The organism is Mesorhizobium sp. WSM4837 (genome assembly GCF_055811435.1).
On the sequence record NZ_JBVVQE010000037.1, the window covers coordinates 1 to 23,960 of the forward strand.

Sequence of the window (23,960 nt, forward strand, 5' to 3'; positions counted from 1 at the left end):
CATCATTTGCGCAACGGCCTCAATGTCCACAAGGGCAAGATCACCAACCGCGCGGTGGCCGAATCACTCGGCTATGAGTTGGTCGAGCCGAAGGCCGTTCTCGCCGCCTGAACCCGCCGCTGATTCTCTCCCGAAAGAGCCGCCGACGCCCCCGGCGGCTCTTTTTTTCCACAAGAAAATTTCACGGTTTGCGTTCAGCAGACCGGCTTTACCCGTTTTGCTTGCAATGTGTCATTCCTGTGGCTTTTTTGTTACATCCGCCGGCGTGGGCAGGTGCTAGACGGCTGACGGGTTTTTCAAAAGGCAGGGGCAATGACCAGCAAACGATTCGCAAAATCTCTTCTTCTTGGCGCAGTTTCCGTTCTGGCGCTTGGTTCGGCTTCTCATGCCGCCGACGCGCTTGTGCCGGTCGTCGAGACGTCGGCCTTCAACTGGAGTGGCATCTATGTTGGCTTTGGCGTCGGCGCCGGCGCCAATGTCCACGAGCTCAGCAGCGATTTCCTTCCCGGCTTCTCGTTGAACGGCATTGGTGGTGAAGGCGTATACGGTGAGTTGACCGTTGGCTACGACTATATGGTGTCGCCGCGCTTCCTGATCGGCGGACTCCTGGACGCCCATATTGGCAACATTGAAACCACGCTCGACGTAGCTGGACTAGAGGCTTCGGTCCGCGAGACTTACGGTTTCGACGCTGGTCTGCGGGCCGGTTACCTGTTCACGCCGAACACGCTGGGCTATGTGCTCGGCGGCTATTCCTGGCAGAAATACGAACTCGACACCAACGCTGGTATTGACCTGGATTGGGACCAGAGCGGTTACTTCGTCGGAGCCGGCGTTGAAACGGCCATCAACAGCAACTGGACCATCAAGACTGAGTATCGCTATACCCGCTTCGGTACCAATGATGATCTGCTTTCCGAGTTCGGTTTGCCGGATGGCGCCCTCAATATCGACACGTCGCGGCATACGTTCCAGGTCGGGGCCAACTATCGCTTTGGCGCCCAGAATGGCGGCGTCGCCTCTTTTGAAGCGCCTGCCTACAACTGGACCGGCTTCTACGTCGGCGGCGCCGCCGGCGCGGGTGCATCGGTGCATCAGATCGAGGTTCCGCCGCTTGGCGGGCTCGAGTTCAACGGGCTCGGCGGCGAAGGTGTGTTCGGCGAATTGAACGTCGGCTATGACCATGATTTCGGCAGCTGGGTCGCAGGTGTCATGGTGGATGCCCGCTACTCCGGCATGACTTCCGAGCTGGAAGTTCCAGGCGGATCGATCAATCTGGATACCGATTACGGCTTCGATGTGCTTGCCCGCGTCGGCATGAAAGTCAACGAATCGACACTTGCCTATGTGCTCGGCGGTTACAGCTGGCAGCATTTCGATCTGAATGCGTCCTCGCCCATCGGCGACATCCTCGATTGGGACTCCAGCGGCTTCTCGGTGGGTGGTGGTCTGGAAACGGCCATGTCCAGCAACGTGACCGTCGGCCTCGAGTACCGCTACTCGCAGTTCTCCGAGAAGGATTTCTCGTCGGAACTTGGGCTGCCGGACGACACTCTCACCTCCACGCCTTCGTTCCACACCGTTCGCATTGGTGCGAAGTACAAGTTCAACTAATTTTCGAGCCGTCCAGACAACAGTCAAAGCCCGTCGGTCATTCCGGCGGGCTTTTTCTTTCGGGTGACGAAATGAGCGGGACAATGCAGGCAGCAAAAAAGCGGAGCCAAAGCCCCGCTTCCTCTGATATCGAGATCTCCCGCCGGTTCATCCGCGGTCGGCAAATCGATCGACAATCATTCCATAACGCGACATTGCGACAGGCGCACGACAGCTGCGACCGATCCGGTCACGCGCGCTCGATCCGGCACTGATAGCAGTTGTTGCGTGCCGAGCGAACATGCACATAGGCGATATCGTCGCGCTCGAACAAACTCTCGGCCCGCGCCGCGATAGCGCCCGTCGGGATGACGCCGCCGCTGCCGTAGACGATGCGATCGTCGCTGCCGTAACCGCGCACGATGTAGTCGCTGCCTTCGAGAATTTCGGGAAGCGCCTCGGCCTCGGCAGCGCGCTCGCAAGGCTCGGCATGCAGGAAGATCGGACCCGTCTCGGCATAAGGCTGCAATTGCGGGAATGGCCGATAAGCCAGGACAAGGTACGCTTCTCCAGCGGCGACGTTCTTCAGGCAGTGGCGGCAAGGCACGCCGTCACCGTCGGATATTTTCCGCTCTGGGATCAGGCCATAGGCGTCCGGCCCGCCGCGCTGCAAAGCTCTGACGCCTTCCGTGGGTAAGGCCTTGAACTGGATGGCCATGGTGAAATCTCCGATGTCGTCGACCGGAAATTACGTCGCTGCGCCAGCGCTTCCCACCCGATTCCTGCCAATCTGGATCAGTCCATCAGCGCGTCGAGACCGCGCACCAGCCCTGTGATCTCCTGTACCCGCCGGATGGCGAGCAGCGTCCCGGCCACATAAGGGGCAGCGGACGAGCCGGCGTCGTGGCGGATGGTCAGCCGCTCGTCGGGCAGGCCGAACAGCGCTTCGCAGGACAGGATGTAGGAAGGCAGGCGAAGCGCATGCACCTGCACCCCCTCACCCGTGCCAACCGCCGCACCGCGCGTTCCCGGCACACCGGAGACCTCCGAGACCGGCCGCGCGGTCGAAGCCTTGCGGACATCGGCCAGCGCTTCGGCAAGCTCGCGCGCCGTGCCGGACGGCGCGTCGGGTTTCCTGGCGCTGGCATAGTCGATGACCTCGACATCCGGCACGTATTTCGCCGCCATCAGGGCAAACCGCTTCATCAGTGTGGCGGTGATCGAAAAATTGCCGGCGGCAATGACGCCGACACGATTGGCGCGGGCTGCAGCATCGATCTCGCCGAACTCGGCCGCACCCAGCCCCGAGGTGCCGATCACCACGTGCCGTCCGTTTTCGATGGCCAGCAGCGCATGGTCCTTCACGACATGCGGTTTGGTGTAGTCGACCAGCACGTCCGAGGGCACCTCCATTGCCTCGGCCAGCGAGGCGGCAACGATGATGCCGTTTGCCGACAGGCCGAGCAGCAGGCCTGAATCCTGCCCAGCGCCGCTGCGTGACACGGCCGCGGCCAGCGCCATGTCGCCTTGCGCCCCGATCGCCGGAACCAGTGCCTTGCCGACCCAGCCGGTCGCACCGGCCATCACCACCCGAATCGTCATTGATCCTCCCATCGCCATTTCGAGCGCCACGCGTTCCCTTGGATGCGTGGCGAACGCTCCAACAGTTTGTCTCCGAGCTGAATCATCGATGAAATTCAGTCTGCGGAGAAAATCATGGCCGCATGACGCTGGCCGCACGTTCGGCGAAGGTCATTGGATGCACCATCTCCTTCTTTTGCGCGACCGGTTCAAAGCCGAGCTTCTGGTAGAGCGGCAATGCCGCCGGATGGTCGAGTGTGCAGGTCTGCACCGTCACCCGCCTTGGTCCGTGCGACCAGGCGGCGTCGATCGCCGCACTCAGGAACCAGCGGCCGATGCCCTGGCCGGTGGCGTGCTCCATCATGCCGAAATAGGCAAGTTCCACTTCTCCCGGCAGATGCGGCTTCAGGTCGAAAAAGCCGGCCGGCGATCCGTCGAGATACAGCACCCTGATATCGCGGTCCTCGCGGTGGATCCCGGCAGAAAGCTCCTCGTCGCTCAGCCTCAGCACATTGACCCAGTGCCATTTGCGGCCCACCCGATCCATCAAATAGCGGTAGAAATGCAGCGGAATGTCCTTGGTTTTCAGCAATGCGATCTGGCGGTTGTACGGCAGCGGCGGCGAATAGGCCGGCGGCGCATGCATTTCGAGAAACGTCACCGTGACCTCGATGTCTTCAAGCGCGCCGTTTTCCATCACAGTCAGTCCTTGCCCGTCACGACGGGCGTATCGCCAAGCCCACCCCATTCGGTCCATGAACCGTCGTAGAGCCTGTTATCGGTGTGGCCTAGCGTCTCGAGCGCCAGCGTGATCGCCGCCGCCGTAACGCCTGAGCCGCAAGAGGTGACGACCGGCTTTGACAGGTCGATGCCGGCGTCCTCGATCACCTTGCGCAACCGGTCTTTCGACAGCAGCTCGCCATCCTCGGCAAGCGCCGAAAACGGCGCATTGCGGGCGCCGGGCATATGGCCCGAGCGGACGCCGGCGCGAGGCTCCGGCTCGGTACCGGCAAACCGGCCAGGCGAACGCGCGTCGGCGATCTGGCTTTCTCCGGTCTCGACGATCCGGCGCATGTCGGCCAGGCTGGCGACCCGAGCGGCATCGAAGTCGGCATGGAACACGCAAGGGGCGATCTTCGTCGGCTCCGCCGTCACCGGCCGTCCCTCCGCTTTCCAGCGATCGAAGCCGCCGTCCAATATGTAGACCTGGAACATCCCCATGACACGGAACATCCACCAGGCGCGCGGCGCCGAGAAGAAGCCCGGGCCGTCATAGACAACGATGGTGTCGTCGGCCGAAATGCCCATGGCGCCGACATATTTGGCGAAATGCTGCGGCGACGGCAGTGTGTGCGGCAGTGGGGAATCAGGATCCGAGATCGCATCGTGATCCAGGAAACGGGCGCCCGGAATGTGAGCTGCGTCATATTCGGCGCGCGCGTCGCGTTTCTGCGCCGGCAAATACCAGGACGCGTCGACGATGGTCAGGCCAGGCTCGCCGAGGCGCTTCTGCAACCAGTCAGCATCGACGGTGAAAGGGCTGTCTTCGGCCATTGTTCTTCTCCTGCCCGCCTTCGACAATCTGTTTATCAGGCCGGCTGTTTATCAGGCCGGCGGCATTGGTCCAAAGCGTATTCGGAAGCGCCGGTTCTCGCGACCCTTCTTCTCGATCTTGCCGATATGTATCTCGCCGACTTCTCCAGTGCTCTTCACATGAGTGCCGCCGCAAGGCTGGCTGTCGATCGAGGCGTTCTCGCCAATGCAGACCAAGCGGATCTTGCCCGTGCCGACCGGCGGCCGAACATTCTTCGATTTCACCAGTCCCGGATTGGCCGCCAACTCCTCGTCGGTGATCAGCCTGACAAAGACCGGGTGGTCGGCCCGCACCAATTCCATCAGCCGGGCCGTCACGTCTTCCCTGGTGAAGCCGGCATCCGGAATATCGAAATCGATACGGCTGTCGTCCTCGGAAACTGAGGCACCGGTGATCGGGAACGGGCAGACGACGGTAAGCAAGTGGCAGGCTGTGTGCATGCGCATCAGCAGATGCCGCCTCTCCCAATTGAGGGCAAGCTTTACCGGCTCGCCGACCTCAGGCACCGCCTGCTCAGGCGGCGGCACATGGATGATGTCATCCTTGGTCTCACCGGTGATGGTGGCGGCAACAGCGATCAGGCTGCCGTCGGCGCGTTCGAGGGTGCCCGTATCGCCAGGCTGCCCGCCCGACGTGGCATAGAAGATCGTCCGGTCCAGAATGATGCCGCCACGGTCGTTGACGGCGACAACCACGGCATCAGCCGTACTGAGATAGGGGTCGCGAAACAGGGCATCCGTCCTGTAAGCCATCACGCAACCTTTTCGAACGGCACCGAGATTGTGCTCGGCTGTTCCATCCAGCCCGGCACCGGCAGCTGCTTTTGACGCAGGAATTCCGGGTTGAACAATTTCGACTGATAGCGCGTACCGTAGTCGCAAAGCACGGTCACGATGGTGTGGCCGGGACCCATCTCACGTGCCAGCCGGATCGCGCCGGCAATGTTGATGCCGGTCGAGCCGCCGACGCACAGGCCTTCCTCCTGGATCAGGTCGAAGACGATCGGCAGCGCGTCCTCATCCGGGATCTGAAAGGAGAAATCCGGCGTGAACCCTTCCAGATTGGCGGTGACCCGCCCCTGCCCGATGCCTTCGGTGATCGAACTGCCTTCGGATTTCAGCTCGCCGCTGGTGTAGAAGCTATAGAGCGCCGCACCGAGCGGATCGGCGAGCGCGATCTTGACGTCCTTGCTCCTGGCCTTGAGCCCGAAGGCGACGCCGGCCAGTGTTCCGCCGGAGCCGACCGCCGAGACGAAACCGTCGACCTTGCCGCCGGTCTGGGCCCAGATTTCTTCCGCCGTGGTGCGGGTATGGCCATCACGGTTGGCGACGTTGTCGAACTGATTGGCCCAGATCGCGCCGTTCGGCTCGGACCGGGCCATCTGCTCGGCCAGACGGCCCGACAGTTTCACATAATTGTTGGGGTTCTTGTAGGGAACGGCAGGCACCTCGATCAGCTCGGCGCCGAGCAATCTGATCGTGTCCTTCTTCTCCTGGCTTTGCGTCTCCGGGATGACGATTACGGTGCGGTAGCCAAGCGCCTTGGCGACCAGCGTCAATCCGATGCCGGTGTTGCCGGCCGTCCCCTCGACAATCACCCCGCCCGGCCTCAAAAGTCCGCGCTGCTCGGCGTCGCGGATGATGAACAGCGCGGCACGGTCCTTGACCGACTGGCCCGGATTCATGAATTCGGCCTTGCCCAGGATCTCGCAGCCGGTTTCTTCCGAGGCTTTGTTGAGGCGGATCAGAGGCGTATTGCCGATCGCTTCGATCACAGAACGGGGCATGGAGATTCCTTTATGCTTGCGGCCGAACCCTAGAAACCCGAAGCTTGGGTTTCAAGGCAAGAATTTGCCTGGTCCAGCGGCATTTTCGGGCTGCAATTTCCTAAAACAGATGTTGCGTTGCGCCAATCATTGAAGCTCACCATTGAAAAGCGCTCTTTTCATCCGATTTCTTCACCGCTAGAGCACAGGCCAAGAAAAAGTCGCAGGGCATAGCATGACACTCTATCGGGCCGACCCGAAGCACGGCGTCGCCTGGATTACCGGCGGCAGCAGCGGCATCGGCCGTTCACTGGCCAAGGACCTTGCGGCGCAAGGCTATGTCGTCGCGGTGACGGCGCTCGACGACGATCCGATCGACACGCTTGTTGTCGAGACGGCGCAGATGCCGGGCCACGTCACGGCCTATCCTTGCGACGTCACCGACGAAGAACGCATGGCAAGGACAGTCGCGGCGATCGAGAAGGATCTCGGCCCGATCGTCTTGGCCGTGTTCAATGCCGGGAGCTATATTGCGACCGCCGGCGAAGACCTCACTGTCCGTGGATTTCGCCAGTCCTTCGATGTCAATTATTTCGGCATCATGAACGGCCTGGTGCCGGTCATCGAGCGCATGCGCGTCCGCGCGCGCGGCCATATCGTCCTGGTCGGTTCGGTCACCGCCTATTTCGGCTGGCCGACCACGGCCGCGTATGGCGGCACCAAGGCGGCGATCAATATCCTCGCCGAGTCGCTGAAGTACGATTTCGACAAGATGAACGTCCGCATCCAGGTGATAAACCCGGGCTTCGTCGACACCCCGCTGACCGAAAAGAATTTGCTGCCGATGCCCGGGCTGATGCCGGTCAATCGCGCCTCGCGCCGCATGGCGCGCGGCATCAAGTCCGGCGGCTTCGAAGTCACGTTCCCGTGGCGCTTGAGCTGGGGCCTGAAGCTGCTCAGAATCCTGCCGAGACCGTTCTGCCGATGGGTCATCAGCACCGCGACCCGCTGGAAGGCGCGTCCGCTTAATTTCGACCGCAAGGCGCCGAGCGAATAGACCGGTCATCAAAGTTGGCGATCCCGCCGCCGGCGGGACGTCGTTGCCTGTTTGCCATCGTGGCCATAGGTTGAGATTTATTGCATGGAGTCTGCGATGGGGCGACGGATCGTGCTTGCGGTATCGGGTCTCGCCGTCATTCTCGTCCTTGCCTACGTCTTCGGCCCGCGCGTCCAAGCCGATACCACGATCCGCTTCGATCCTTCCGTGATCGGCGATGACCCGCAAGCCTATCTGGCACGCAAGGAGGCGGCCGTACCTGATATCCACGACGGGCTGGAAAAGGAAATCATCTGGGCCAATCCGATGGTTCACGCCAGGACGCCGCTGTCGATCGTCTATATCCACGGCTTTTCGGCGTCGAAGGGCGAGGTTCGGCCGCTTCCCGACGAGGTGGCCGACCAGCTCGACGCCAATCTTTACTACACCCGTCTCACCGGCCACGGACAGGGCGGTGCCGCAATGGCCGACGGCAGCGTCAACGCCTGGATCAACGACTATGAGGAAGCGCTCGCCATCGGCCGAGCGATCGGCGACAAGGTGATCGTCATCGCCACCTCGACCGGCGGCTCGCTGGCAGCCTGGGCTGCGACGCAGCCTGGCGCATCCGACGGGGTGGCGGCAATAGCGTTCATCTCGCCGAATTTCGGCGTCAAGGCTTCCGGCGCCGAACTTCTGACCATGCCGTGGGGCCGAGAGATCGCCGAGCTGGTCGCCGGCAAGGAGCGCAGCTTCGTGCCACGCAATGCGCTGCACGAGAAATTCTGGACCTGGCGCTATCCGATCGCGGCGACCCTGCCGATGGTGGCGCTGACCGAGTTGGCCTATGGCGCGCCGGTGGAGAAGGCGACCATCCCTGCCCTCTTCATCTTTTCCGATTCGGACAGGATCGTGCGGCCGGACCGCACCCGCGACATCGCCGGGCGCTGGGGCGCGGCGCACGAACTGGTGCCGGTCGACGATACCGGAGATCGGGACAATCATGTCATCGCCGGAGACGCGTTGTCGCCAGCAACCACAGCTTTCCTCGCGCAGCGCATTATTGTGTGGGTACAGGCGGTGGTGAAGTAGATCTCAGGCGAAAAAGGCGACCGAAGCATCGCTCCGATCGCCTTTTTCAATTGTGAGCAGCCGACCCGACAGGCGCGGGCCGGATGCGCTATCCGATTACGCAGCCCGCGCTGCTGGCCGCTTGCCGCCGAAACGACGCTTGTTGTTGCCCTTGAACGCCTTGGCGCCCTCCGGCTTGCGTTCGCCGGCAAAGGCCGGCTTGTCGCCGAAGCGCTTGTTGCCGTTGTTGTGGCCGCCCGGCCGCCTGCCGTCGCGACGACCATTACGGTCGTTGGCCGGCTCGAAGCTGCGCTCGTTCTTTTCGGCAGGATTGCGCTGCGGGTCGGGACTTCCGAGATGGTCGGCAACGATTGGCAGCTTGGTGCGGATGATGCGCTCGACCTGACGCAGCTTGCTGTTCTCGGACGGGTCGCAAAGCGTGATGGCGATGCCGTCCATGCCGTTACGGCCGGTGCGGCCGATGCGGTGGACATAGCTCTCCGCCTCGTCCGGCAGGTCGAAATTCACCACATGGCTGATGCCGGGCACGTCGATGCCGCGCGCCGCGATATCGGTCGCCACAAGAATGCGCACCGAACCCTCGCGGAAATCGTTCAGCGCCTTCTGGCGGGCGTTCTGCGACTTGTTGCCGTGGATGACGGCGGCCTTGAAGCCATCGCGCTCGAGATCCTTGGTCACCCTGTCGGCGCCATGCTTGGTGCGCGAAAAGATGATGACCGACTTCATCGCCTCGTCGGCGAGCATCGTCGCCAGAACCTGGCGCTTTTGCTTGGTGCGGGCAAAGACGACGCCCTGTACGATCTCGGCCGCCGCAGTGCTGTGAGGCGCCACTTCGACGCGGATCGGGTTCTTCAGCAGGCCTTTCGCCAGTTCGGCGATTTCGGCCGGCATGGTCGCCGAGAACAGCACCGTCTGACGGTCCGGCGCGGTCGCCCTGGCGATGCGCTTGACGTCGTTGATGAAGCCCATGTCGAGCATGCGGTCGCCCTCGTCGAGCACCAGCCATTTGGTGTCGGCAAGCACGAGGTCGCCCTCACGCACCAGATCGGTCAGCCGGCCGGGCGTGGCGATCAAGATGTCGACGCCGGGAGCGATCTTCTTCACCTGGCTGAAGCGCGAGACGCCGCCAAGCACGAGTGCTGTCGAGACATGCGCGCCCTTGGCGAGCAGCTTGATCATCTCTTCGATCTGCACGGCGAGCTCACGCGTCGGCGCCAGGATCAGCGCACGAGCGGTCTTCGGCCGGCGCTTGGTGCCGAGCGCGATGATCTTCGAAAGGATCGGCAGCGCGAACGCCGCGGTCTTGCCCGAACCGGTCTGGGCGATGCCGAAAATGTCACGGCCTTCCAGCTGCGGCGGGATCGCCTGGGCCTGGATCGGCTTCGGATCGGTGAAGCCTGCGCCATGGGTGGCCTTGAGCAGCGCGCCCGTAATTCCAAGTGCTGCGAAACCCGAAAGCTCGCCAGTGTTCTTACCGGTCAGATTGTCGTTACCGGTCAAAGTGTTTTCGTTGTTCAAAATATTTCTTCTTTCACGCGGCTCCTGGCCGCAAACATCGATGGCGGCAGGGCGCAACCTGCCGTCGAAAAACTGTCATGAAACGACAAGGCGGGCGGACGTTATCGTCCGCACGGCTGCGCTGTCGTGCCCGCAGGCATCATGCCACGGGGCTTTTTCGCCGCCTTGCCGATATGCCGGAAAGAGGGAAAACAGACGCAACCAGTCTCATTCGTCGAGAAGGCCGGATAGGTCCCGGCCCAAGCGCCTATGCCGCCGCATATGGCCCAGTTCGCCGCGAAATGCAAGGGCCGTCATGTTGCAGCGCAGCAAAAACAGCCACGACGAGCAGCCGTGAAGGTCTGCTCAAACTTCTCCCGGCCATTCCCTCGCCCCATGCTGGACGAACAGAACTCTATTTGAATGTCTTTCATCCGATACGCAGGCGATTGGCCAAATTCTATCCACGCCTTCGCCATCCTAGCTAGGATGACGAAGTGGAGGAATGCTTCGGCTAATCTCAAACGTTTGCACTGACATCGGCCCGTTTGCGGCGGGCGCTGCCCCAGCGAGCGAAACGGGGGAGCATGGAAAGCGAGAGCGGTTGGTAAGCCGCACCTAACAGACGGCCAGCTATGCCCGCCAGCGTATCGAGATCGGCGGCGAAAGCACGCCAGCGTTGCGAAAACAAAGCAGGCCGAAAAGCGGCGCTTGCGCTCGCTTACCGCGATGATTACCACAAATCAGCTTCTATTTGGGGACCGAGCGATGAAGGACGTGCTGAAGGAACTCGAGCGCCGCCGCGCCATGGCGCGCATGGGCGGCGGCAAGTCCCGTATCGACGCTCAGCACAAGAAGGGCAAACTCACCGCGCGCGAACGCATCGACGTCTTTCTCGACGAAGGCTCGTTCGAGGAGTTCGACATGTATGTCGAGCATCGCTCGACCGATTTCGGCATGGAGAAGACCAAGATCGCCGGCGACGGCGTCGTCACCGGTTGGGGCACCGTCAATGGCCGGCCGGTCTATGTCTTTGCCAAGGACTTTACCGTGTTCGGCGGCTCGCTGTCCGAGGCCCACGCCGAAAAGGTGGTCAAGGTGCAGGAGATGGCGCTGCGCAACCGCGCGCCGATCATCGGCCTCTACGACGCCGGCGGCGCCCGCATCCAGGAAGGCGTGGCAGCACTTGGCGGCTATGCCGAGATATTCCAGCGCAATGTGCTCGCCTCCGGCGTCATCCCGCAGATTTCAGTGATCATGGGCCCTTGCGCCGGCGGCGACGTCTATTCGCCGGCGATGACCGACTTCATCTTCATGGTGCGCGGCACCTCCTATATGTTCGTCACCGGGCCGGACGTGGTGAAGACCGTCACCAACGAGACGGTAACCGCCGAGAGCCTCGGCGGCGCCTTGGTCCACACGACGAAGTCGTCGATCGCCGATGGCGCTTACGACAATGACGTCGAGGCGCTGCTGCAGATGCGCCGGCTGGTCGATCTGCTGCCTGCCTCCAACACGGCTGAAATCCCCGAGATCGAATGTTATCAGTCGGTCACCGATGACGATCTGTCGCTCGACCGACTGATCCCCGATAACGCCAATAAACCTTACGACATCAAGGAGTTGATCCTTAAAGTTGCCGATGAGGGTGACTTCTTCGAGATCCAGCAGGATTTTGCAAAAAACATCGTAACCGGCTTCGGGCGCGTCGAAGGGCGCACGGTCGGCTTCGTCGCCAACCAGCCGATGGTGCTGGCCGGCGTGCTCGATTCGGACGCCAGCCGCAAAGCGGCGCGGTTCGTACGCTTCTGCGACTGTTTTTCGATTCCGATCGTCACCTTCGTCGACGTTCCAGGGTTCCTGCCCGGCACCGCGCAGGAATATGGCGGGCTGATCAAGCACGGCGCCAAGCTCTTGTTCGCCTATGCCGAAGCGACCGTCCCGAAGATCACCGTCATCACACGAAAAGCCTATGGCGGCGCTTATGACGTGATGGCGTCGAAGCATCTGCGCGGCGACATGAACTATGCCTGGCCGACGGCTCAAATCGCAGTGATGGGCGCCAGGGGCGCGGTCGAGATCATCTATCGCAAGGACATCGGCGATGCTGAGAAGATCGCAGCACATACAAAGGCTTACGAGGATCGCTTCCTGTCGCCCTTCGTCGCCGCCGAGCGCGGCTATGTCGACGAGGTGATCATGCCGCATTCGACCCGCCGCCGCATTGCGCGTGCGCTGCGCATGCTGCGCAACAAGGACATGCAAAACCCCTGGAAGAAGCACGACAACATTCCGTTGTGAGGCGCTGATGTCGCGAAAGCGACCACAGCAAAAGCTCACTCCGCTTCCGCGGCGCCGAACCCTGCGCCCATCGTCGCGCGGACGGCGCCCGACCACGGCGTGGCATGATTGTCGATGCGCATCTGGAAGATAAAATAGGTCGGCGAGCAGAAGCCGACACCTTTCACCTTGCCGATACCAGGCGTGTCGGGCGGCAGCGATTGGCACATGTAATCTTCGCGGCAGAAATGATCGGCCGAGCAAGCCGGCCGGTTGCCGCGATTGACGGCGCCGCCCAAGCACTGGTCGAAATTATTGGTCGCCACGCAGATGTCGAATTTTTTACCGCCGACCAGCCCGCAGATCTCGTTCGGCATCGGCTTGCCCGGCTTGAAGCCGGCAAAGGCACGGTCCTTGTCATGGCATCCGCGATAGGCGATGCCGGCCGGCACACCGATCTTCGGCGGCCGGCAGGTGTAGGCGGTGCGCGACATGTCGGTGGCGAAGGCGGCGAACTGGCCGGTAATGCTGTAGCGGTCATTGAAAGGCTGCGTGCCGTTGCTGGCGATCGAGCCGGTCAGGCATGGATGGCCGGAAAACATCTTTTCGCTGTCCTTGGGCAGCAGGCATTGCGCCAGTTTCGTCCGCACCCCCGATGCCGTCGCCAGCGCCGTGCAGACGGTGCCGCCGCCGCATTGCCAGGTCGTGCCGAAGCGGGCCGCATCCTCCGGCATCAAACACGGCATCGCCATCTCGGCCGGTGCGTAAGCGACCTCGCGGGCGTCTTTCCATGCGGCCGGCGGCGCGAAGGACAGCGGGCGGAGGCGGTTCGGCTCCTTGCCGTCGGCGGTCGCACGCAGCCAGGCTTCGCGCCGCGGCATCTCGGCATGAAGATGCGGCGAGATGCCGACCTCGATGCGGTTCAGCGGCGATGTCGTCTTGTCGTCGAGGCCGATGAAATGGAAACCGGCGGTCGAACCAGCCTGATGACAACCCTGGCAGGCGCCATTGTCGAGCCGCTCGACCAGCGCTTCCGGCGTGCGCAGCAGCTTCAGCGCGGAATAGTCCAGCCCGGAAAAATCCGAGGGCTGGAACAGCGGCGTGAACGGGTGATTGGCCTGCCTTGCGCTGCCGAAAGTCGACCACGAGACGACTTTCTTGGCCAGGAATTCATCCGGGATTTCGTAGACGCCGAGATCGACCGCCGCGAGATTGGCGCTGATATAGTCGGCAAGTTTTGCTTTCAGCGCGGCGTCGTCGGCAAGCCGCGCTAGGTCGGGCGTGTTTTCCAGCGGCTTTTCGCTGACCGTCTTTCCATCGACGCCAAAAATCCGCATGAGGTAGGCAGCCTGGCCGCCGAATTCGGTCTCCTGGCCGGAGGGAAAGCGCACCATTTGTGCGTTGAGCTCGAGCTGCTTGAAGCTCAGCCCGGCCCTTTCAAGCGGCCCGCCGATGAGCCAGCCGATATCGACGGTCTCGTCGAGCTGCGGCGTCCAGCGTCCGGCAACGCCGACGCAGCCGCCATCGGCGTCCGGCGCGGCGCTATAGATGGCATTGAAATTGAACGGCAAGCGTGAGGCCAGAACCTTGCCGTTTTTCTTGAAGCTGTAGGCAAGGCGGTAGATGAAACGGACCTCGCCGCAGCCCCCATCGCCTCCTATTTCGGCGAAATCACGCCGATCGAGCCGGTTGACGACACCGACCAGCCGAAAGCGCGCGGCGTCGGTCTTCAGCCAGCGCATGTCGATGATGCGGCCGACATTGCCGTCGGTGACTTCGTAGAGCGACCGCCCGCCAGCCTTCATCTCGGCGCGCAGCGCGGCGACATCGCCGGCAATCGTTTCGATGATCCGATGATAGGCCGGCGCCCTGTCGTAGAGCGTCTTCAGGTCGCCCTTGCCGTCGATATCGAAAATGCCGGCGAAATCAAAACCCCTGGTGTCGAGAGCGGCCAGCACGGCCGGATCGTCGACGATCATCACCGGACCTTCGGCGCGCGCCAGGCTGGCCAAGAAAAAATTGGCGAGAATCACGGCGATCAGGGCGAGCCGACGGTTCATTCAGCGGTCATCCTGTTGCGATTTTCGGCAAGCTCGCGCAGCACCGGCACCAGCGCCAGCGGCAAGTCTTCAGCGATCAGCCCAGGTCCGAAACGGCTGCCGGCCTCAGCATGAATCCAGGCCGCCGCGCAGGCGGCTTCGAAAGCCGGCATGCCTTGTGCCAGGAGGCCGGCGATGATGCCCGACAGCACGTCGCCCGAACCGGCGGTGGCCAGCCATGGCGCGCCGTTGCCGTTGATCGCCGCCCTGCCATCGGGCGCCGCGATCACCGTGTCCGCGCCCTTGTAGACGACGATGGCGCCGGCGCGCGCGGCGGCAGTGCGCGCCTTGGCCAGCTTGGACAGGGTCTTGTCTCCGGCGATGTCCGCAAACAGCCTGGCGAATTCGCCCTCATGCGGCGTCAGCACCAATGCTGGCGCGTTCGGGCGACGGGCGGCGACGAACAGAACGTCGGGCTTATCGCGAAACGCGGTGATGCCATCGGCATCGAGCACCAGCCCGTCGACCTTGCCGTCTTGCCGGTCTCCGGCGGCCAGCACGCCGAGGGCAAAATCGCGTGTTTTTTCGCCGACGCCAAATCCGGGTCCGAGGACGAACGCCGATGGCCGGCGGCCGTCGATGAATTCCTGCACGTCCGCGATGCTGTCGGCCTTTTTCAGCATGATCGAAGTCAGATGCGCGGCATTCACCTGCACGGCGTTCGCCGGCGACAGCACGGTCACCGCCCCTGCCCCGCTTCTGGCCGCGGCAAGCGCCGATAGCCGTGCGGCACCCGTCGCCGATGGCCCGCCGGAAAAGACGCCGACATGGCCGCGCCTGTATTTATGCGCGTCGACGGCTGGGATCGGGAAATTTTCGAGCCAAAGCGGCGGGATGTTCTCGAAGGTGAGCGGTTCAAGCTGCGCAACGATATCGTCGCTAATGCCGATGTCGGCAAGCACCAGCTCGCCGCACATCCCGCGCCCCGGCAACAGCAGATGGCCGGGCTTTTTTCGCGCGAATGTTACCGTGAATTGGGCGCGGAATGCCTGGCCGAGAATCTGGCCACTGTCGCCTGACACGCCTGAGGGCAGATCGACCGCGACGACAGGCAGGTTCAGTTCTGTCGCGACCTCGACCGCCCTGGCGGCATCACCGGACAGCGGCTTGGACAGCCCCGCCCCATAAAGTGCATCGACCAGGATCGAACCTTTATCGGCAGCAAATTCCGACAGCGGCCGTGGACTGACCCGGCATTCCGACGCGGCGAGCGCCGCGTCGCTGCCGGCTTTGGGCGAGCCGGATGCCCACAGCAACACGTCGACGGCGCTGTCCCTTAGAATGCGGGCGACGACATAGCCATCGCCGCCATTGTTGCCAGGCCCGCACAGCACGTGGACGCGCCTGGCAGCCGGAAAATGGGCGAGCACCACCGCAGCGACTGCGCCACCTGCATTGCGCATCAGGACAATGCCGTCGAATGGTCCGGCGGAAATCGTCAGCCGGTCGGCCTCAGCCATTTCGGCCGGAGACAGAATTTCATTGCTCATGGATGCCGATCCGCATTGGCTCAAGCCGATCCTGTGGTCAAACCCCTATCCTTGTGGTCAAACCCCGATCCCTGTGGTCAAACCCCGATCCCTGTGGTCAAACATTGTCCAGTTTTCGGTTCGAAGCAAACGGCGATGAAATGGCACGATCTGTAAGCACATCGTTAGGGACAATGGCGTCCTCGAAGCACAATTGCCCGCGAAATGCTCTATCTGCCCAATTATTGTGCGGACGGTAGCGTCGACAATGTGTAGGTTCCCAGTATCCATGACGCAGCCAATGCAGCGAATGACGCGAATTTAGCCCTCAACGCGGCATGGCATCGAAATCGCGTGATACCGCTTCGAATCCCCTCAAATTGGCACAGTTCGTGCTTGAAAGAGGCGCAAGCGGGGCTCACAACCCGTCTTTTTTGACAGTGGAGGCCACTTTTTACATGAAAAAGATCGAAGCGATCATCAAGCCGTTCAAGTTAGACGAAGTGAAGGAAGCGCTTCAGGAGGCCGGGCTGCAGGGCATCACCGTAACGGAGGCCAAGGGTTTTGGCCGGCAGAAGGGCCATACTGAACTCTATCGCGGCGCTGAATATGTCGTGGATTTTCTGCCCAAGGTGAAGATCGAGGTCGTGCTCGGCGACGACGCGGTCGAAGGCGCGATCGAAGCCATTCGCAAGGCGGCCCAGACCGGCCGCATCGGCGACGGCAAGATCTTCGTCTCCAACATCGAGGAAGTCGTGCGCATCCGCACCGGCGAAACAGGGATGGACGCGGTCTGAGGATTCTGATTTCAGATCATCTCCTCGAAACGTCATCAGACAGGGAAACATGACATGACGACAGCCAAAGACATCATGAAGCAGATCAAGGACAACGACGTGAAATTCGTTGACCTGCGCTTCACAGATCCGAAGGGCAAGCTGCAGCACGTGACGATGGATGTCGTTGAGGTCGAGGAAGACATGTTTGCCGACGGCGTTATGTTCGACGGGTCCTCCATCGCCGGCTGGAAGGCGATCAACGAGTCCGACATGGTGCTGATGCCCGACACCGAGACGGTGCATATGGACCCGTTCTTCGCGCAGTCTACCATGGTCATCCTGTGCGATATCCTCGATCCGATCTCCGGAGAATCCTACAACCGCGACCCGCGCGGCACCGCCAAGAAAGCTGAAGCCTATATGAAGGCGGAAGGCATCGGCGATCAGATCTTCGTCGGCCCGGAAGCCGAGTTCTTCGTGTTCGACGACGTCAAGTACAAGGCCGATCCGTACAACACCGGCTTCAAGCTCGACTCCACCGAATTGCCGTCCAACGACGACACTGACTACGAGACCGGCAATCTGGGCCACCGCCCGCGCATCAAGGGCGGCTATTTCCCGGTGCCGCCGATCGACTCGGCGCAGGACATGCGCTCCGAAATGCTGACCGTGCTCGCCGAAATGGGCGTGCGTGTCGAAAAGCACCACCACGAAGTGGCCGCTGCCCAGCACGAGCTCGGCATCAAGTTCGACACGCTGGTCCGCAACGCCGACAAGATGCTGATCTACAAGTATGTCGTGCACCAGGTCGCCAACGCCTACGGCAAGACGGCCACCTTCATGCCGAAGCCGGTCTTCGGCGACAACGGCTCGGGCATGCACGTCCACCAGTCGATCTGGAAGGGCGGCAAGCCGACCTTCGCCGGCAATGAATATGCCGGCCTCTCGGAGAGCTGCCTGTTCTACATCGGCGGCATCATCAAGCATGCCAAGGCCATCAATGCCTTCACCAACCCGCTAACCAACTCCTACAAGCGCCTGGTGCCGGGCTATGAAGCGCCGGTGCTGCTCGCCTATTCGGCCCGCAACCGCTCTGCCTCCTGCCGCATTCCATTCGGCTCGTCGCCGAAGTCCAAGCGCGTCGAGGTCCGCTTCCCCGATCCGGGCGCCAACCCCTACCTCGCCTTTGCCGCCATGTTGATGGCCGGGCTCGACGGCATCAAGAACAAGATCCACCCGGGACAGCCGATGGACAAGGATCTCTACGACCTGCCGCCTAAGGAACTGAAGAAGATCCCGACCGTCTGTGGTTCGCTGCGCGAAGCGCTGCAGAGCCTCGACAAGGACCGCGGCTTCCTGAAGGCCGGCGGCGTCTTCGACGACGACCAGATCGACAGCTACATCGAGCTCAAGATGGCCGAAGTGATGCGCTTCGAAATGACCCCGCACCCGGTCGAGTATGACATGTATTACTCGGTCTGAGCGGACGAGCTAAGCGACAAACAAAACCCCGCCGGAGCGATCCGGCGGGGTTTTTGTTTGGGATGGCGAACACTCAATCCAGCAGTTGGTGTTGTCGCCCTGACAAAAGGCCGACGCGACGGAGAGCAGTCACGGCGCAGACACTCAGTTCCGCGCCGTGACGCGTGCTCAAGCGGCAGCCGAAACCTCGGCGCTGGTCGGGACGGAGGCGATCGTCTTCAGGATCTGCGAAGCGATCTGGTAGGGGTCGCCCTGCGAGTTCGGGCGGCGATCCTCGAGATAGCCCTTGTAGCCATTGTTGATGAAGGAATGCGGCACGCGGATCGAGGCGCCGCGGTCGGCGATGCCATAGCTGAACCTGTTCCATGGCGCGGTCTCATGCTTGCCGGTCAGACGCTTGTCGTTGTCCGGCCCGTAGACGGCGATGTGATCCATCAGGTTCTTGTCGAAGGCGGCCATCAGCGCCTCGAAATAGTCCTTGCCGCCGACTTCGCGCATATAAGCGGTCGAGAAGTTGGCGTGCATGCCGGAACCATTCCAGTCGGTGTCGCCGAGCGGCTTGCAGTGGTATTCGATATCGATGCCGTATTTCTCGGTGAGGCGCTGCATCAGGTAGCGGGCCATCCACATCTGGTCGGCGGCCTTTTTCGAGCCCTTGCCGAAGATTTGGAACTCCCATTGGCCCTTGGCCACCTCGGCGTTGATGCCTTCATGGTTGATGCCGGCGGCAAGGCAGAGGTTGAGATGCTCCTCGACGATCTGCCTGGCGACGCTGCCGACGTTGCTGTAGCCGACGCCGGTGTAGTACGGGCCTTGCGGCGCGGGGTAGCCGCTCTCGGGGAAGCCGAGCGGGCGGCCATCCTTGTAGAAGAAATACTCCTGCTCGAAGCCGAACCAGGCGCCCTCGTCGTCGAGGATGGTGGCGCGCTTGTTGGATGCATGCGGCGTCACGCCGTCCGGCATCATGACTTCGCACATGACGAGCACGCCATTGCTGCGCGCGGGGTCGGGATAGATGGCGACCGGCTTCAGCACGCAGTCGGACGAGTGGCCTTCGGCCTGCATGGTCGAGGAACCGTCGAAGCCCCACAACGGAAGCTGGTCGAGCGTCGGGAATTCGGCATATTCCTTGATCTGCGTCTTTCCACGAAGGTTGGGAACCGGGGTGTATCCATCGAGCCAAATGTACTCGAGCTTGTATTTCGTCATTCTAGCCTCTCGTTGCTTTGATCACCGAACCTTGGACGGCGCCGGCATGCCAGCCACCCTGCAGCCGACCTGCCGGATTATCAGAAAGCAATTCGTGTGCCATTTTCACCGGCCAAGGATGCGACAAAACTGACGCCGCATCCCGACAAATCCGCTGCCGCGTAATCGCAATGCGTCCGGATCAATCACAAGCATGTTCTGCATAAATAACAGGCAGATACTGATCTTTTTATAATCATATTGCCTAACCGGATTGCAGACCCTATCTTCGGGAAAGATTGAATCGGCAAGGCTCTGCAGAAGAAGGGAGACCGACAATGGAAATCACTCCTACCCGTCAGTCGGCCAAAATCCTGATGTTCCCGGTGGCAGCGCGCGCTTCTGCCTCAAATTTAAGCGGAAAGGCTAAGTTCGCGGCAGAACTTGCTTCATTGCGCAACCGTACGGATTTCGGAAACGGCTGGTATCACGAAGCGGCCATCGAGGAAGAAAAACAGGACCGGAAGAGCTAAACCATTCCTCCGCATCGCTTTTGACGAATTGCAAAGCAAAGCCCGGCGCGATCACTCGCGCCGGGCTTTTCATTTTTGCTGTCAGGCGAGGATCAGGTCTTGGCGTGCAAGTCCGTTCCCAGCGTATCCCTAACAAAGATCGTACCGATGATCAGCGACATCGCCGCGATCACCACCGGATACCAGAGGCCGTAATAGATATCGCCGCTGTAGGCGCTGAGCGCGAACACCGTCGCCGGCAGCAGGCCGCCGAACCAGCCATTGCCGATGTGATAGGGCAACGACATGCCGGTATAGCGGATGCGGGTCGGGAACATTTCGACCAGGATCGCGGCGATCGGTCCGTAGACCATGGTCACGTAAATGACCAGGATGAACAGGACGCCGATGACCTTTGCCCAGCTGACCTGTTCAGGGTCGGCAAACATCGCAAAGGCGCCTGCCGCCGGGACGCTGTAGACCGTGATCTCGGGCGCTCCCGCCGCGGCCTCAACGGCCGTCAGCAGCTTGTCCTTGATCGCCTTGTCGGCCGCAACCGTCGTCTTGTCGCCGGCGCGGATTGCGGCGGCGTCGAGCTTCAGCTCCGGATTGGCCGCGACGAAGGCTTCAAGCTTCTGGTCTGCGACCTTGGCCGCACCACGCTTCAACGGATAGCCGCCGTCCCGCAAGGCAATGTTGATTGCCTTCTTGAACGCGGCATCGCTTGAAGTTGCCTTGTCTGCGGCTGCCACGGCGTCATAGGACGCCACCGTTGCGGTGCCGATCTTGACACTGGCCGCGGTCCCCGGCGCCGCCGTGGTGACGATGTCATAGGGCACCGAGCTCTTGGCAAGGAAATCCGTCGCAATATCGCACGACGTCAGAGGCTTGCGCGTTCCGGTCGGATTGAACTGGAACTTGCAGTCGCCAGGCGCAGCGGTGATCGTGGCACGGGTGTTTTGCTGCGCGGTGGCGAGCGCCGGGTTGGCTGCCCAGGTCAGCGCCTTGAACAGCGGGAAGGTGGTGACGATCGCCAGCGCCAGGCCAGCCATGATGATCGGCTTGCGGCCGATCTTGTCGGAGAGCCAGCCGAACACGACGAAGAAGATCGTGCCGAGCGCCAGCGCGATGGCGATCATGATGTTGACCGACTGGCCGTCGACCTTGAGCACGTTCTGCAGGAAAAACAGCGCGTAGAATTGGCCGTTGTACCAAACCACGGCCTGGCCGGCAGTAAGGCCGAAAAGCGCCAAAATGGCGATCTTGGCATTCTTCCACTGTCCGAAGGCTTCTGTAAGCGGCGCCTTGGAGCCCTTGCCCTCATCCTTCATGCGCTGGAAGGTCGGCGATTCAGCAAGCGACAGGCGAATCCAGACCGATATGCCGAGCAGAATGGCTGAGAGCAGGAATGGAACGCGCCAGCCCCAGGCCTCGAAATCCTCCTTGCTCAGCGAATTTTGCACGATAAGGATGACGACCAGCGACAGGAACAGGCCAAGTGTCGCCGTCGTCTGGATCCACGATGTGTAGAAGCCGCGGCGGTCGTCTGGCGCATGCTCGGCCACATAGGTCGCCGCACCGCCATATTCACCGCCGAGCGCCAGGCCCTGCAGCATGCGCAGCGCAATCAGGATAATGGGTGCTGCAATGCCCCAGCTTGCCGAACCAGGCAGCAGGCCGACCAGGAAAGTCGACAGGCCCATGATCATGATGGTGACGAGAAAGGTGTATTTGCGACCTACGAGATCACCGATGCGGCCAAACACCAGCGCGCCGAACGGGCGCACGAGGAAGCCAGCGGCGAAAACCAGCAGCGTAAAGATGTTGCGCGTCGCTTCCGGATACGAGTTGAAGAATGTCGAGCCGATCGCCGCCGCCAATGCGCCGTAGAGATAGAAATCGTACCATTCGAAAACGGTGCCGAGCGAGGAAGCGAAGATGACCTTCTTCTCTTCCCGCGTCATTCCGCGGCTTGCTCTGCCGGCGGTCGCTGCCATTGCCATGAATTCGTCCTCCCGTGACATCTCGCTGTGCTTGATGCTGCGCGGTGTCGCCTCTGGACACGAACTCGGGCAGCCATCGCCGCGAGAAGTGACAGAAAGCGCCGCCCAGAGGCAGCCCGTCTTTGGGATTATGACTTTGGTCCAATGCATCGGCCCGAACATCGGAATCGATGTTCGGAAAGCACGATGCATAGTGCGCCCGACTGGACGCGCGTCGCTCTGATGGGCAAGACGAAACGAATTGAGGGGGGGCGATTGCCGTCAGCCCTTGAGCGCCTCGAGGAGACCGACGGCGGCCATCATGTCGCGCTTGCGGTGGGCACGGCGGGCGACGGCTTCCGCGTCATGGCCCCAGTGCTCGGCCTGCCAGTCCTCGTCGACATGGCCGGCGGCCCAGGCTGCCTCGCCGTCGATCTCGCCGAAATCGACGGCCAGCGCCAGCAGTGCCGATCCCGTCAGCGACGTCATGACGTGGATGGCGGCAAGCCGGAGCGCGTCGGCACGCTGGGCAAGATGAACGCCGAGCACCGCGATGCTCTCGCGCGGCTGCTCGACATGGATCACCCCTTCGGCGAGGTGAAACCGGGCGCCGAGCGCGCTCCGCGCCCAATCGATGACGGGATCCCAATATTCGTTCTGCCGATCGACGAGCCGTTGGGGGGCGCCGGCGCGATAGCAGAGCAGGTCTGACGAGGCAAAGCGCAGGATGTCTTCCAAAACCGCCTGCGGGTCGCTGGCAACGCCGTCGATGGCCGTGTTGACCAGACGCATGACCGGCATCGTCATCGGGTCGATCGTCTCGCCTTGCGCAGCGAACTCGCCGGCGACCAGAGCGGCGGCTTTTTCGGTCGGCAGGATCAGAAGCGCTTTGCCCGGCGTGCGGACCGGCTTGCCATCGAGATGAACCGCAAAACCAGCTTCGGCCGGTGCGACCGAGACGGTTTGGTAGAAGCGTTTCGGCAGATGCGTCTTCATCTGGATCTGGGCACGGCGTACCGGATCCGGATCGGAAAGCTGCTTTCCCGCTTCGAGGTCGTTGAGAATATCGCGCATGCCGGAGCCTTTCATCCGGGGATCTGTTTTCGGGCCGGCCGATTCACAATGATCAGACCGGCTGCGATGAGGCCGAGTGCCAGGAAAATACGGATGGTCAGCGGCTCGTTCAAGAAGATGGCGCCGCACAGAACGCCGAACACCGGCGAAAGAAAGGTGAAGCTCGACAGGCCCGATGCCGGATAGCGCCGCAGCAGCCAGAACCAGAGCACATAGGTGAAGGCGACGATGTAGACCGCCTGGAAAAGCAAGGCCAAGGTCGGCAAAGCGGCGAAGTCGCGGACGGGCGGCCCGGCGAATGGCAGCACCAAGGCGCCGACCATCGCAGCGCCGGCCAGTTGGTAGAGCAGCAACTTCTCGGCGCTCGTTTCCGCCAATTTCGTCCGCTTGATGACGATGTAGGTCAAGGCCCACAAAATGCCGGCGCCGAGACTGAGCAGATCACCAATCAGGGTCGCACCGTTACCGGCGCTCAACTGGTCGGAGAACACCGCGACCAGGCCGGCGAAAGCGAGCAGAAGGCCGACGAGCCGGCGCGCGGTGATGCGTTCGTTCAGCAGGAAATGCCCGCCGACCAGCACCCAGAACGGCATGGTGTTGACCAGCAAGGTGTTGCGCGCGACGGTCGTCTGTTCGAGCCCGACATAGAGAAACAGGAACTCGAGACCAAAAAGCGCGCCTGCCAGAATGCCGGCGACAAGGGTTCCGTCGCGGGTAAAAAGCGCAATGCCGCGCCAGCGGCACCAGACGAGAACGCACAGCCCGCCGATGACCGACCGCGCGATCGACAGGAAAACGGGATCGTAGCCGGCATAGGAGATCTTGGCGGCGACGTAGTTCAGCCCCCAGGAAAAGGTCAGTCCGACCATGATGGCGGCGGCGGCCATGTCGACCCTGTCGCGGCGGTCGAGCGTATCGGTGGCCATGCCCACTGGAC

The 23,960-nt window shown here is 62.0% G+C and carries 20 protein-coding genes; 7 read left to right on the forward strand and 13 right to left on the reverse strand.

Going from position 1 to position 23,960, the window contains the following annotated elements:
* The first annotated feature begins 312 nt into the window (after positions 1 to 312).
* Positions 313 to 1,614, forward strand: a complete 1,302-nt coding sequence (locus AC0L3D_RS21225; RefSeq protein ID WP_473629282.1) for an outer membrane protein — start codon at positions 313 to 315, stop codon at positions 1,612 to 1,614.
* Between the two features lie 229 nt (positions 1,615 to 1,843).
* On the opposite strand, the gene AC0L3D_RS21230 is transcribed toward AC0L3D_RS21225, so the two are convergent.
* From AC0L3D_RS21230 to AC0L3D_RS21255, 6 genes are all read right to left on the reverse strand, one after another.
* Positions 1,844 to 2,311, reverse strand: a complete 468-nt coding sequence (locus tag AC0L3D_RS21230; RefSeq protein ID WP_473629281.1) for a DUF1203 domain-containing protein — start codon at positions 2,309 to 2,311, stop codon at positions 1,844 to 1,846.
* Positions 2,312 to 2,388: 77 nt separating this feature from the next.
* Positions 2,389 to 3,195: a 4-hydroxy-tetrahydrodipicolinate reductase gene (dapB, locus tag AC0L3D_RS21235; RefSeq protein WP_473629280.1), complete on the reverse strand. Its 807-nt coding sequence runs from the start codon at positions 3,193 to 3,195 to the stop codon at positions 2,389 to 2,391.
* Positions 3,196 to 3,307: 112 nt separating this feature from the next.
* Positions 3,308 to 3,871 carry a GNAT family N-acetyltransferase gene (locus tag AC0L3D_RS21240; protein WP_473629279.1) on the reverse strand — a complete coding sequence of 188 codons (564 nt, stop codon included), beginning with the start codon at positions 3,869 to 3,871 and terminating at the stop codon, positions 3,308 to 3,310.
* A gap of 5 nt (positions 3,872 to 3,876) precedes the next feature.
* Positions 3,877 to 4,728 carry a 3-mercaptopyruvate sulfurtransferase gene (sseA, locus tag AC0L3D_RS21245; protein WP_473629278.1) on the reverse strand — a complete coding sequence of 284 codons (852 nt, stop codon included), beginning with the start codon at positions 4,726 to 4,728 and terminating at the stop codon, positions 3,877 to 3,879.
* A gap of 51 nt (positions 4,729 to 4,779) precedes the next feature.
* Complete coding sequence (locus tag AC0L3D_RS21250) at positions 4,780 to 5,520, reverse strand: alanyl-tRNA editing protein (RefSeq protein ID WP_473645744.1); 741 nt, start codon at positions 5,518 to 5,520, stop codon at positions 4,780 to 4,782.
* Positions 5,520 to 6,554, reverse strand: a complete 1,035-nt coding sequence (locus AC0L3D_RS21255; RefSeq protein ID WP_287067797.1) for a cysteine synthase A — start codon at positions 6,552 to 6,554, stop codon at positions 5,520 to 5,522. Before AC0L3D_RS21255 ends, AC0L3D_RS21250 begins: the two co-directional genes overlap by 1 nt.
* A 214-nt stretch (positions 6,555 to 6,768) precedes the next feature.
* Here AC0L3D_RS21255 and AC0L3D_RS21260 point away from each other — a divergent pair, with 214 nt between their 5' ends.
* A complete protein-coding gene (locus AC0L3D_RS21260) occupies positions 6,769 to 7,590 on the forward strand; it encodes an SDR family oxidoreductase (RefSeq protein WP_473645746.1) in 822 nt (273 codons plus the stop codon).
* 96 nt (positions 7,591 to 7,686) lie between these two features.
* Positions 7,687 to 8,661 (forward strand): alpha/beta hydrolase, encoded by a 975-nt coding sequence (locus AC0L3D_RS21265; protein WP_473629275.1) that lies wholly within the window; start codon positions 7,687 to 7,689, stop codon positions 8,659 to 8,661.
* A gap of 96 nt (positions 8,662 to 8,757) precedes the next feature.
* Here AC0L3D_RS21265 and AC0L3D_RS21270 read toward each other — a convergent pair whose 3' ends face one another.
* Entirely contained in the window at positions 8,758 to 10,179 is a 1,422-nt protein-coding gene (locus tag AC0L3D_RS21270; protein ID WP_091591164.1) for a DEAD/DEAH box helicase, read from the reverse strand.
* A gap of 747 nt (positions 10,180 to 10,926) precedes the next feature.
* On the opposite strand from AC0L3D_RS21270, the gene AC0L3D_RS21275 reads away from it, so the two are divergent.
* Positions 10,927 to 12,459, forward strand: coding sequence for an acyl-CoA carboxylase subunit beta (locus tag AC0L3D_RS21275; RefSeq protein WP_473629274.1), 1,533 nt, complete (start codon positions 10,927 to 10,929; stop codon positions 12,457 to 12,459).
* A 35-nt stretch (positions 12,460 to 12,494) separates the two neighbouring features.
* Here the strand turns inward: AC0L3D_RS21275 and AC0L3D_RS21280 are convergent, their stop codons facing one another.
* Together AC0L3D_RS21280 and AC0L3D_RS21285 are read right to left on the reverse strand one after the other, a co-directional pair.
* Positions 12,495 to 14,498: a hypothetical protein gene (locus tag AC0L3D_RS21280; RefSeq protein WP_473629273.1), complete on the reverse strand. Its 2,004-nt coding sequence runs from the start codon at positions 14,496 to 14,498 to the stop codon at positions 12,495 to 12,497.
* On the reverse strand, positions 14,495 to 16,027 hold the full coding sequence (locus AC0L3D_RS21285) for an NAD(P)H-hydrate dehydratase (protein ID WP_473645748.1): 1,533 nt from the start codon (positions 16,025 to 16,027) through the stop codon (positions 14,495 to 14,497). The genes AC0L3D_RS21280 and AC0L3D_RS21285 overlap by 4 nt, the downstream gene beginning before the upstream one ends.
* A gap of 437 nt (positions 16,028 to 16,464) precedes the next feature.
* Between AC0L3D_RS21285 and AC0L3D_RS21290 the strand changes: the two genes are divergently transcribed.
* Together AC0L3D_RS21290 and glnA are read left to right on the forward strand one after the other, a co-directional pair.
* Positions 16,465 to 16,803: a P-II family nitrogen regulator gene (locus AC0L3D_RS21290; RefSeq protein ID WP_006205430.1), complete on the forward strand. Its 339-nt coding sequence runs from the start codon at positions 16,465 to 16,467 to the stop codon at positions 16,801 to 16,803.
* Between the two features lie 54 nt (positions 16,804 to 16,857).
* Positions 16,858 to 18,267 carry a type I glutamate--ammonia ligase gene (glnA, locus tag AC0L3D_RS21295; RefSeq protein WP_023799265.1) on the forward strand — a complete coding sequence of 470 codons (1,410 nt, stop codon included), beginning with the start codon at positions 16,858 to 16,860 and terminating at the stop codon, positions 18,265 to 18,267.
* Positions 18,268 to 18,435: 168 nt separating this feature from the next.
* Here the strand turns inward: glnA and AC0L3D_RS21300 are convergent, their stop codons facing one another.
* Positions 18,436 to 19,476: a glutamine synthetase beta-grasp domain-containing protein gene (locus AC0L3D_RS21300; RefSeq protein ID WP_473629271.1), complete on the reverse strand. Its 1,041-nt coding sequence runs from the start codon at positions 19,474 to 19,476 to the stop codon at positions 18,436 to 18,438.
* A 317-nt stretch (positions 19,477 to 19,793) separates the two neighbouring features.
* Here AC0L3D_RS21300 and AC0L3D_RS21305 point away from each other — a divergent pair, with 317 nt between their 5' ends.
* Positions 19,794 to 19,988, forward strand: a complete 195-nt coding sequence (locus AC0L3D_RS21305) for a DUF2735 domain-containing protein (protein WP_473629270.1) — start codon at positions 19,794 to 19,796, stop codon at positions 19,986 to 19,988.
* Between the two features lie 92 nt (positions 19,989 to 20,080).
* On the opposite strand, the gene AC0L3D_RS21310 is transcribed toward AC0L3D_RS21305, so the two are convergent.
* From AC0L3D_RS21310 to AC0L3D_RS21320, 3 genes are all read right to left on the reverse strand, one after another.
* A complete protein-coding gene (locus tag AC0L3D_RS21310; protein ID WP_473629269.1) occupies positions 20,081 to 21,970 on the reverse strand; it encodes an MFS transporter in 1,890 nt (629 codons plus the stop codon).
* Positions 21,971 to 22,231: 261 nt separating this feature from the next.
* Positions 22,232 to 23,023: an ATP12 family chaperone protein gene (locus AC0L3D_RS21315; RefSeq protein ID WP_473629268.1), complete on the reverse strand. Its 792-nt coding sequence runs from the start codon at positions 23,021 to 23,023 to the stop codon at positions 22,232 to 22,234.
* An 11-nt stretch (positions 23,024 to 23,034) separates the two neighbouring features.
* Positions 23,035 to 23,949: a DMT family transporter gene (locus AC0L3D_RS21320; RefSeq protein WP_473629267.1), complete on the reverse strand. Its 915-nt coding sequence runs from the start codon at positions 23,947 to 23,949 to the stop codon at positions 23,035 to 23,037.
* Positions 23,950 to 23,960 lie beyond the last annotated feature (11 nt).

Excerpts from the sequence above, each read along its gene's own strand:
- AC0L3D_RS21225 (WP_473629282.1), top strand. The coding sequence starts at position 313 with ATGACCAGCAAACGATTCGCAAAATCTCTTCTTCTTGGCGCAGTTTCC.
- sseA (WP_473629278.1), bottom strand. The coding sequence starts at position 4,728 with ATGGCCGAAGACAGCCCTTTCACCGTCGATGCTGACTGGTTGCAGAAG.
- AC0L3D_RS21315 (WP_473629268.1), bottom strand. The coding sequence starts at position 23,023 with ATGCGCGATATTCTCAACGACCTCGAAGCGGGAAAGCAGCTTTCCGAT.
- AC0L3D_RS21230 (WP_473629281.1), bottom strand. The coding sequence starts at position 2,311 with ATGGCCATCCAGTTCAAGGCCTTACCCACGGAAGGCGTCAGAGCTTTG.
- AC0L3D_RS21265 (WP_473629275.1), top strand. The coding sequence starts at position 7,687 with ATGGGGCGACGGATCGTGCTTGCGGTATCGGGTCTCGCCGTCATTCTC.
- AC0L3D_RS21300 (WP_473629271.1), bottom strand. The coding sequence starts at position 19,476 with ATGACGAAATACAAGCTCGAGTACATTTGGCTCGATGGATACACCCCG.
- AC0L3D_RS21320 (WP_473629267.1), bottom strand. The coding sequence starts at position 23,949 with ATGGCCACCGATACGCTCGACCGCCGCGACAGGGTCGACATGGCCGCC.
- AC0L3D_RS21285 (WP_473645748.1), bottom strand. The coding sequence starts at position 16,027 with ATGAGCAATGAAATTCTGTCTCCGGCCGAAATGGCTGAGGCCGACCGG.
- dapB (WP_473629280.1), bottom strand. The coding sequence starts at position 3,195 with ATGACGATTCGGGTGGTGATGGCCGGTGCGACCGGCTGGGTCGGCAAG.
- AC0L3D_RS21310 (WP_473629269.1), bottom strand. The coding sequence starts at position 21,970 with ATGGCAATGGCAGCGACCGCCGGCAGAGCAAGCCGCGGAATGACGCGG.
- glnA (WP_023799265.1), top strand. The coding sequence starts at position 16,858 with ATGACGACAGCCAAAGACATCATGAAGCAGATCAAGGACAACGACGTG.
- AC0L3D_RS21280 (WP_473629273.1), bottom strand. The coding sequence starts at position 14,498 with ATGAACCGTCGGCTCGCCCTGATCGCCGTGATTCTCGCCAATTTTTTC.
- AC0L3D_RS21250 (WP_473645744.1), bottom strand. The coding sequence starts at position 5,520 with ATGGCTTACAGGACGGATGCCCTGTTTCGCGACCCCTATCTCAGTACG.
- AC0L3D_RS21260 (WP_473645746.1), top strand. The coding sequence starts at position 6,769 with ATGACACTCTATCGGGCCGACCCGAAGCACGGCGTCGCCTGGATTACC.
- AC0L3D_RS21305 (WP_473629270.1), top strand. The coding sequence starts at position 19,794 with ATGGAAATCACTCCTACCCGTCAGTCGGCCAAAATCCTGATGTTCCCG.
- AC0L3D_RS21275 (WP_473629274.1), top strand. The coding sequence starts at position 10,927 with ATGAAGGACGTGCTGAAGGAACTCGAGCGCCGCCGCGCCATGGCGCGC.
- AC0L3D_RS21255 (WP_287067797.1), bottom strand. The coding sequence starts at position 6,554 with ATGCCCCGTTCTGTGATCGAAGCGATCGGCAATACGCCTCTGATCCGC.
- AC0L3D_RS21240 (WP_473629279.1), bottom strand. The coding sequence starts at position 3,871 with ATGGAAAACGGCGCGCTTGAAGACATCGAGGTCACGGTGACGTTTCTC.
- AC0L3D_RS21290 (WP_006205430.1), top strand. The coding sequence starts at position 16,465 with ATGAAAAAGATCGAAGCGATCATCAAGCCGTTCAAGTTAGACGAAGTG.